Here is a 214-nt window from a genome sequence, read left to right as displayed (position 1 = left end):
AAGTTTCCGCACCGACAGACCTAGATTCCCGCCTGCGCGGGAATGACGGCGGAGCGGTTTCTGTTTTTTCCGGTAAATACCCACAAGCTAAAATCCCGTTATTTTCACAAAAACAGAAAACCAAAAACAGCAACCTGAAATTCGTCATTCCCACGAAAGTGGGAATCCAGGACGCAAAATCTCAAGAAACCGTTTTATCCGATAAGTTTCCGCA

Annotated in this window: 1 protein-coding gene; it reads left to right on the top strand. The window is 45.8% G+C overall.

The window, feature by feature from the left end; translation table 11 throughout:
• On the top strand, window positions 1-214 hold a 214-nt coding region (locus Q3O12_RS06410), incomplete at both ends, for a hypothetical protein (RefSeq protein WP_301669772.1).

It is taken from the genome of Neisseria benedictiae (assembly GCF_958267435.1).
Classification (GTDB): Bacteria; Pseudomonadota; Gammaproteobacteria; order Burkholderiales; family Neisseriaceae; genus Neisseria; species Neisseria bergeri.
Note: the sequence above shows the minus strand (reverse complement) of the source record. Positions and strands in the feature narration are given on the sequence as shown.